The 7806-nt window shown below is 62.0% G+C and carries 6 protein-coding genes and 3 tRNA genes; 5 read left to right on the top strand and 4 right to left on the bottom strand.

Annotated features, from left to right (window positions below; all coding sequences use genetic code 11):
* Position 1: 1 nt before the first annotated feature.
* From ACPZMI_RS10130 to ACPZMI_RS10145, 4 genes are all read left to right on the top strand, one after another.
* Positions 2-1060 carry an alpha-ketoacid dehydrogenase subunit beta gene (locus tag ACPZMI_RS10130; protein WP_186666465.1) on the top strand — a complete coding sequence of 353 codons (1059 nt, stop codon included), beginning with the start codon at positions 2-4 and terminating at the stop codon, positions 1058-1060.
* A complete protein-coding gene (locus ACPZMI_RS10135) occupies positions 1061-2335 on the top strand; it encodes a dihydrolipoamide acetyltransferase family protein (protein ID WP_186666467.1) in 1275 nt (424 codons plus the stop codon).
* A gap of 2 nt (positions 2336-2337) precedes the next feature.
* Positions 2338-3717, top strand: a complete 1380-nt coding sequence (gene lpdA, locus ACPZMI_RS10140) for a dihydrolipoyl dehydrogenase (protein ID WP_426352154.1) — start codon at positions 2338-2340, stop codon at positions 3715-3717.
* A 254-nt stretch (positions 3718-3971) separates the two neighbouring features.
* On the top strand, positions 3972-4535 hold the full coding sequence (locus ACPZMI_RS10145) for a hypothetical protein (protein ID WP_426352155.1): 564 nt from the start codon (positions 3972-3974) through the stop codon (positions 4533-4535).
* 119 nt (positions 4536-4654) lie between these two features.
* Here the strand turns inward: ACPZMI_RS10145 and ACPZMI_RS10150 are convergent.
* Positions 4655-4726: transfer RNA gene (locus tag ACPZMI_RS10150), tRNA-Arg, on the bottom strand.
* A gap of 629 nt (positions 4727-5355) precedes the next feature.
* On the opposite strand from ACPZMI_RS10150, the gene ACPZMI_RS10155 reads away from it, so the two are divergent.
* Complete coding sequence (locus ACPZMI_RS10155; RefSeq protein ID WP_029613963.1) at positions 5356-5682, top strand: Arc family DNA-binding protein; 327 nt, start codon at positions 5356-5358, stop codon at positions 5680-5682.
* A gap of 88 nt (positions 5683-5770) precedes the next feature.
* Here the strand turns inward: ACPZMI_RS10155 and mgtE are convergent, their stop codons facing one another.
* From mgtE to ACPZMI_RS10170, 3 genes are all read right to left on the bottom strand, one after another.
* Positions 5771-7213: a magnesium transporter gene (gene mgtE / locus ACPZMI_RS10160; protein ID WP_426352156.1), complete on the bottom strand. Its 1443-nt coding sequence runs from the start codon at positions 7211-7213 to the stop codon at positions 5771-5773.
* A gap of 364 nt (positions 7214-7577) precedes the next feature.
* Positions 7578-7654, bottom strand: a tRNA-Arg gene (locus ACPZMI_RS10165).
* A gap of 73 nt (positions 7655-7727) precedes the next feature.
* A tRNA-Arg gene (locus tag ACPZMI_RS10170) sits at positions 7728-7804 on the bottom strand.
* Between the last annotated feature and the right edge of the window lie 2 nt (positions 7805-7806).

Genomic DNA, 7806 nt, shown 5'->3' on the forward strand with positions numbered 1-7806 from the left:
GATGAACGATCACAACAACAGCATCAACCCGGAAACCGCCATGGCCACCACTACCATGACCATGATCCAGGCCCTGCGCTCGGCCATGGATGTCATGCTCGAGCGCGACGACGACGTGGTGATCTACGGCCAGGACGTCGGCTACTTCGGCGGCGTGTTCCGCTGCACCGAAGGCCTGCAGACCAAGTACGGCAAGTCGCGGGTGTTCGATGCACCGATCTCCGAGAGCGGCATCGTCGGCACCGCCGTGGGCATGGGTGCCTACGGCCTGCGCCCGGTGGTGGAAATCCAGTTCGCCGACTACTTCTACCCCGCTTCCGACCAGATCGTCTCGGAGATGGCTCGCCTGCGGTATCGTTCGGCCGGCGAATTCATCTCGCCGCTGACCCTGCGCATGCCCTGCGGCGGCGGCATCTACGGCGGCCAGACCCACAGCCAGAGCCCCGAAGCGATGTTCACCCAGGTCTGTGGCCTGCGCACGGTGATGCCATCCAACCCCTATGACGCCAAGGGCCTGCTGATCGCGTCGATCGAATGCGACGACCCAGTGATCTTCCTCGAGCCCAAGCGCTTGTACAACGGCCCGTTCGACGGCCACCACGACCGCCCGGTAACACCCTGGTCGAAGCACCCGCACAGTGCCGTGCCCGACGGCTACTACAAGGTGCCGCTGGACAAGGCGGCGATCACCCGCCCCGGCAACGATGTCACCGTGCTGACCTACGGCACCACGGTCTACGTGGCCCAGGTGGCTGCCGAGGAGAGCGGCGTCGACGCCGAGGTCATCGACCTGCGCAGCCTCTGGCCGCTGGACCTGGAAACCATCGTCGCCTCGGTGAAGAAGACCGGGCGTTGCGTGGTGGTCCACGAGGCCACTCGTACGTGCGGCTTCGGCGCCGAGCTGGTGTCGCTGGTCCAGGAGCATTGCTTCCATCACCTCGAAGCGCCGATCGAGCGCGTCACCGGCTGGGACACCCCCTACCCCCACGCACAGGAATGGGCTTACTTCCCAGGTCCTTCGCGGGTAGGTGCGGCATTGAAACGGGTCATGGAGGTCTGAATGGGCACGCACGTCATCAAGATGCCGGATATCGGTGAAGGCATCGCGCAGGTCGAACTGGTGGAATGGTTCGTCAAGGTCGGCGATGTGATCGCAGAAGACCAGGTGGTGGCCGATGTCATGACCGACAAGGCCACGGTAGAAATTCCCTCGCCGGTCAGCGGCAAGGTCTTGGCCCTGGGAGGCCAGCCCGGCGAGGTCATGGCGGTCGGCAGCGAGCTGATCCGTATCGAAGTCGAAGGCAGCGGCAACCACGTCGACGCGCCGCAGGCCAAGCCGGCCGAGCCGCACGTCGCGCCGGCCCCTGCGCCAGCCCAGACAAGGAGCGAGCCGCAGCCCGAAAGCCGTCCGCAGCCGGCCACAAGCCACGCCGTCGCGCCCATCGTCCCGCGCGAGGCGCATGACAAACCACTGGCCTCACCCGCCGTGCGCAAGCGTGCGCTGGATGCCGGTATCGAGTTGCGTTACGTGCATGGCAGCGGCCCGGCCGGGCGCATCCTGCACGAAGACCTCGACGCCTTCATCAGCAAGCCGCAGACCGCCCTCGGCCAGGCGCCAGCCGGCTACGGCAAGCGCACCGACAGCGAGCAGGTGCCGGTGATCGGCCTGCGCCGCAAGATCGCCCAGCGCATGCAGGATGCCAAGCGCCGCGTCGCGCACTTCAGCTATGTCGAGGAAATCGACGTCACCCAGCTCGAAGCCCTGCGCCAACAGCTCAACGCCAAGCATGGCGAGAGCCGTGGCAAGCTCACGCTGCTGCCGTTCCTGGTACGCGCCATGGTCGTCGCCCTGCGCGATTTCCCGCAGATCAACGCCACCTACGACGACGAGGCCCAGGTCATCACCCGCCACGGCGCCGTACATGTGGGCATCGCCACCCAAGGTGACAACGGCCTGATGGTGCCGGTACTGCGCCATGCCGAAGCCGGCAGCCTGTGGAGCAACGCCAGCGAGATCGCCCGCGTGGCCCATGCCGCGCGCAACAACAAGGCCAGCCGCGAAGAGCTGTCCGGCTCGACCATCACCCTGACCAGCCTCGGTGCCCTGGGCGGTATCGTCAGCACGCCGGTGGTCAACACCCCGGAGGTGGCGATCGTCGGCGTCAACCGCATGGTCGAGCGCCCGGTGGTGATCGATGGCCAGATCGTGGTGCGCAAGATGATGAACCTGTCCAGTTCGTTCGACCATCGCGTGGTCGACGGAATGGACGCCGCCCTGTTCATTCAGGCCGTGCGCGGCCTGCTGGAACAGCCCGCCTGCCTGTTCGTGGAGTGAGCATGCAACAGATTCTTGATACCACCCTGCTGATTGTCGGTGGTGGCCCCGGCGGCTACGTGGCCGCCATCCGCGCCGGGCAACTGGGCATTCCCACCGTGCTGGTCGAAGGGCAGGCGCTGGGTGGCACCTGCCTGAACATCGGCTGCATCCCATCCAAGGCGCTGATCCACGTGGCCGAGCAGTTCCACCAGACCCGCCGCTACGCCGAAGGTTCGGCGCTGGGCATCAGCGTCTCGGCACCGCACCTGGACATCACGCGCAGCGTCGAATGGAAGGACGGCATCGTCGACCGCCTCACCAGCGGTGTGGCTGCCCTGCTGAAGAAACATGGCGTGAAGGTGCTCCATGGCTGGGCGAAGATCCTCGACGGCAAGAACGTCGAGGTCGACGGCCAGCGCATCCAGTGCGAACACCTGTTGCTGGCGACCGGCTCGAGCAGCGTCGAGCTGCCGATGCTGCCGCTGGGCGGGCCGGTGATCTCCTCTACCGAGGCCCTGGCACCGAAAAGCCTGCCGCAACACCTGGTGGTGGTCGGCGGCGGCTATATCGGCCTGGAGCTGGGCATCGCCTACCGCAAGCTCGGTGCGCGCGTGAGCGTGGTAGAAGCGCGTGATCGCATCCTGCCCACTTACGACGCCGAGCTGACCGCACCGGTGGCCGAGTCGCTGAAAAAGCTCGGCATCGCACTGCACCTGGGACACAGCGTGGAAGGCTACGAACAGGGCTGCCTGCTGGCGCGCGACGGCGCAGGCGAACAGTTGCGCCTGGAGGCCGATCAGGTACTGGTCGCCGTTGGCCGTCGGCCACGCACCCAGGGCTTCGGCCTGGAGAGCCTGGCACTGAAGATGAACGGTGCGGCGATCGCCATCGACGAGCGCTGCCAGACCAGCATGCGCAACGTCTGGGCGATCGGTGACGTGGCCGGCGAACCGATGCTCGCACACCGGGCCATGGCCCAGGGCGAGATGGTCGCCGAACTTGTCGCTGGCAAGACTCGGCGCTTCGAGCCTACTGCGATTGCCGCAGTCTGCTTCACCGATCCGGAAGTCGTGGTGGCCGGCAAGACCCCGGACCAAGCCGCCGCGCTGGGCCTGGACTGCATCGTTGCGCAGTTCCCCTTCGCCGCCAATGGCCGGGCGATGAGCCTTGAGTCGAGAAGCGGTTTCGTGCGTGTCGTCGCGCGTCGCGACAACCACCTGATCCTTGGCTGGCAAGCAGTCGGCGTAGCGGTTTCCGAACTCTCCACTGCCTTTGCCCAATCCCTGGAAATGGGCGCGCGGCTGGAAGACGTGGCCGGCACCATCCATGCCCATCCGACCCTGGGCGAGGCCGTGCAGGAGGCTGCATTGAGGGCATTGGGGCACGCACTGCATATCTGAACAGCACTGAAGCGGCGAAAGCCGACTTGACCCGTCGCACCTTGGGTGCGGTGGGTCTTTTTTTGCCGGCAGCAAGGCACGGGTGTTGCCACCAGCCTGTTTGCCGATAGCGGCAAGCCACTTCCTCCTGCGGGCAATCCGCTGCCCTGGCGCTCAGCGCAATCCAGCTACAGCCCTCGCCGCTTCTGGCTTCGGTAGTCTGGCACAGGTTTTGCCGCTAGCTCTGCGCGTTTTACCATCCAAGGAGGAAACACATGATGATCAGCCTCAATGGGCTGGGCTGGCAGACTGCGGTGCAACAACCGCACCGGGTCAACCATGACACTGTCCAGGCCGATATCCTGCCGCAGCGTCAGGCCCTGGCCACCAGCAACACGACAGCCCAACAGAACAGCCAAGGCAACACCTCGCAGCAGAACGCCGAGGACGCCCGCCAGGAAGCCTTCGCCAAGCTCAAGGTCGCCCTGCAGAACCCCGATATCGCCGCGCGTCAGCAAGCCAGTGCATCTAAGCAGCCGGCCAGCAACGCCCTGCAGGAGTTCCGCGACTACATGTCCAAGTCGCCGGAGGAAAAGATCAAGGAGAAGATCCTGCAGGAGCTTGGGATGACTGAAGAGGACTACAACGCCCTGCCTCCGGAGAAGAAACAGAAGATCGACGAACAGATTGCCCAGCGCATGAAAGAAGACGTCGAACTCAAGACCCAGGCCAAGCTGCAGCAGCAGGCTGAACGTGCAGCCGCCAACACGGCCGACATGGCACAGGCCAGCGAGACCAGCAAGCAGCAGGAAGACAAGGAAAAGGCACTGTCGGTCTGAACGACATGATCACGGTGGCCGGTGTAATACCGGTCGTCGTGCGTCGTCGCGAATCTCTGCGATTCGTACAGCGCTGGAAAGACGGCAACAGGGAGTGGTAGGCGGAATTGCGAAGGATGTGTCCCCTGCTGGAATCGAACCAGCATCTAGCCCTTAGGAGGGGCTTGTTCTATCCGTTGAACTAAGGGGACATCACGTCGCGCATTCTACGCAAATTCAGTGGCTTGGAGAAGCCATCCGAAACGGCGCAGGCGGTCAGCGGCGAGCATGGTAACCAGCGCTCGACCGTTTGTCATGCCCGAGGCTGGCATTTCGATGTAGTCCATTTCTGCGTTTTCTCGCCGTCTCCACGCTGCCCGGCGATTCAATTGCATATTAATGGCATCGTCAGGGAATTTTTTGCGTAGGCGCGGTCAAAACGTGAACGTCGGGCGCTTCGGCCTGATGGGGAACGCTTGCGTCATGTTGCATAGCCACTATGCTCAAGGATAGGGAAATCTTGCGAGTTTGATGATTTTCCCCAGGCCTTTGCCAAGTTTTACAAGATTTTGACAGCAAAGGCCTGACAGAGGGTCGAGATGGGAAAGAGTAAAACTTTTCAAACCAGTACTCATTTCTGATAATTGGTACTGGCAGAAAGCCTTTACCCGGATCACTATTTGTCACAGAATTGACGCCAAGGAAACGGCGACCATGAGGCAAGATGAGCATCCAAAATCACATCACGGTTGAACATTTTGTCGTCGCGACGGTCGTACCGACTACCGTGCGGCCAATTTGAGAACCGCTTCCCCTGAACCAGAACAACCGGTCAATTTATATGCGCCCAATGAAACAGGCTATCTACTCCAGCCGCACCGCTGACAAATTCGTCGTCCGCCTGCCTGACGGGATGCGTGAGCGCATTGCCGAGGTAGCGCGCAACCATCACCGCAGCATGAACTCCGAAATCATCGCCCGCTTGGAGCAAAGCCTCATCCAGGAAGGTGCACTGGGCGACGAGTTGAGCATGCGCCTGGACAGCCCTGAACTGTCCCTGCACGAACGCGAGTTGCTGCAACGCTTCCGTCAACTCACCCACCGCCAGCAGAACGCGCTGGTCGCCCTCATCGCTCACGATGTGGAAATGGCAGCCGACGCCTCCTGAGGTTTCCAACGCCCACGAAAAAAGCCAGCGCAAGCTGGCTTTTTTCGTTTGAGCCGAATCAGCCCTTCCTGGCGCTGCACACTGCCCATCAGAGCAGGAACAGTGTCGCCAGGCCGAGGAAGATGAAGAAGCCGCCGCTGTCGGTTACGGCGGTAATCATCACGCTCGACCCCATCGCAGGGTCGCGCCCGAGGCGTGCCAGGGTCATGGGGATCAACACCCCCATCAACGCCGCCAACAGCAGGTTCAAGGTCATGGCTGCGGTCATCACAACACCCAACGACCAGCTGCCGTAGAGCAGGAACGCGACCATCCCGATCACCCCACCCCAGATCAAGCCATTGAGCAAGGATACCGCCAGCTCCTTGCGCATCAGGCGACGCGTATTGCCTGGCGAGACCTGGTCCAACGCCATGGCGCGCACGATCATGGTGATGGTCTGGTTACCCGAGTTGCCACCAATACCGGCCACGATGGGCATCAATGCCGCCAACGCCACCAGCTTCTCGATCGAACCTTCGAACAGGCCGATCACCCGCGAGGCGACGAAGGCGGTGATCAGGTTGATCGCCAGCCAAGCCCAACGGTTGCGCAGCGAGCGCCAGACCGAGGCGAAGATATCTTCTTCTTCGCGCAGACCGGCCATGTTGAGCACTTCGCTCTCGCTCTCCTCACGAATCAGGTCGACCATCTCGTCAATGGTCAGACGACCAATGAGACGATCGCTCTTGTCGACCACCGGTGCGGAAACCAAGTCGTAACGCTCGAAAGCCTGGGCAGCATCGTAGGCATCTTCCTCGGGCTTGAAGCTGACAGGGTCGGTCGCCATGACCTCCGCCACCTTCTTGTCCGGGTCGTTGACCAGCAGACGCTTGATCGGCAGCACACCCTTCAGAATGCCGCCGTAATCGACCACGAACAGCTTGTCGGTGTGCCCCGGCAGCTCCTTGAGCCGACGCAGGTAACGCAGTACCACTTCCAGGCTGACGTCTTCGCGGATGGTGACCATCTCGAAGTCCATCAGTGCACCGACCTGCTCCTCGTCGTAGCTCAGGGCAGAACGCACGCGTTCGCGCTGCTGGGCATCGAGGCTTTCCATCAGCTCGTGGACGACGTCACGCGGCAGCTCAGGCGCCAGGTCAGCCAGTTCGTCCGCGTCCATTTCCTTGGCCGCAGCCAGCAGCTCGTGATCGTCCATGTCGGCGATCAACGTCTGACGCACGGCGTCGGAGACTTCGAGGAGGATGTCGCCGTCGCGATCCGAGCGCACCAGTTGCCAGACCGTCAGGCGATCTTCCAGGGGCAAGGCTTCGAGGATGTAGGCGATGTCGGCGGGGTGCAGATCATCGAGCTTGCGCTGCAGCTCGACCAGGTTCTGGCGGTGGACGAGGTTTTCCACCAGGTCGTTGTGTTGACCTTCCTGACGATGAGTCAGGTCTTCAACGACGCGCTGGCGCTGCAGCAGTTCGATCACCTGGGCGAGGCGAGCCTGCAGGCTCTCTTGGACTTTCTTTACTTCGACTTCGGTCATAGGCGAACTCCACTCCCAGCAGCGGAGCACGCCGGGAGAATCAATCGGTCAGATCTGGCTTGATAACGCGTATTAAGGGGTAACTACTGGGTAAGTCCATGGTGGTATTCCACAAGCCCCGGCGGGGCTGACGGGCGCAATCATACACTGCTCAAGCTGTCAGATCGCTTAAATTTTTGGCCGGAACAATCGTTTGCGCGATAAAGCTGTGACAACGCTCGAAGCCAACAGTGCGACGGCAGGCAGCAGCGAAAAAGCACATCGATGTGCAGTGGTGTTCATACGGAGTCTAGCCGTGTGGCATTGACAAATCCGTGAAACGGCAGAAAAGAAAAAGCCCGCTACAGGAGCGGGCTTTTTGGTGTGGCGGACTCAGGAGGATTCGAACCTCCGACCGCTCGGTTCGTAGCCGAGTACTCTATCCAGCTGAGCTATGAGTCCGTGGTTGGTAGTTTTAGACCAGATTACCACTGGTTTTTGAAGCTGCCTTGACAAGCAAAACCACTTCAGAAAGTGGCGGACTCAGGAGGATTCGAACCTCCGACCGCTCGGTTCGTAGCCGAGTACTCTATCCAGCTGAGCTATGAGTCCGT

The organism is Pseudomonas wayambapalatensis (genome assembly GCF_049942315.1).
Taxonomy (GTDB): domain Bacteria; phylum Pseudomonadota; class Gammaproteobacteria; order Pseudomonadales; family Pseudomonadaceae; genus Aquipseudomonas; species Aquipseudomonas wayambapalatensis.